Annotated in this window: 1 pseudogene; it reads right to left on the bottom strand. The window is 73.7% G+C overall.

Annotated features, from left to right (window positions below):
• A pseudogene (locus AC07VC_RS16220) lies at positions 1-470 on the bottom strand (hypothetical protein); the annotation flags it as partial.
• Between the last annotated feature and the right edge of the window lie 147 nt (positions 471-617).

Below are 617 nucleotides of genomic sequence, written 5' to 3'. Positions count from 1 at the left end.
GGTCCGGCGTGGCGGGTCCCGCACGGCCCGGGCACCAGGACCGTGGACCCCTGCAGGACATGGATCGTCACCGGCCCCACCAGCACCGGCAGCGTCCCCGGGATCGACTGCCACGCGCCCCCGTCGAACCGGTACGACGGCGCATACGCGACCGTCACCGACACCTGCCGGTCGCCGACGGTCGCGAACACATGGCTCGTGGCCGTGGGCGTGAAGTCGCCCTGACCCAGCTGCGCCCACGACGCCCCCGGACCCTCCACCGCCGTCGTCGTGCCATCACCGTGGTCCCACGTGAACGACACCGGCACGAACCGCACCTGCGCCGGCCGACCCAGCAGCACCCCGTCCACCACCTGCGCCACCGCATCCGTCAGCAGGTTCACCGGCGCCCCCACCAGCGCCCACCCGACGGGCTGGGACCGGATCGACGCGGACCTCGGCACGAACTGCGCCACGTCCTCCAACGTCACCCCCGGAACCCCCTCCACAACCGGTACCGGATCCGCCGCCTTCACCGGCGCCTTCGCCGGCGGCAGGAACGCATGCCGCCCATCCAGGCACGACCCCCGCCCCGGCAAGCACCCACCATCCGCATCCGCCGCCAACCGGTCCTGCCG

The sequence above is a fragment of the Clavibacter sp. GW821-FHT01D01 genome (assembly GCF_059422605.1).
The sequence above is the reverse complement of the archived record's forward strand: the minus strand, read 5'-3'. Positions and strand labels throughout refer to the sequence as shown.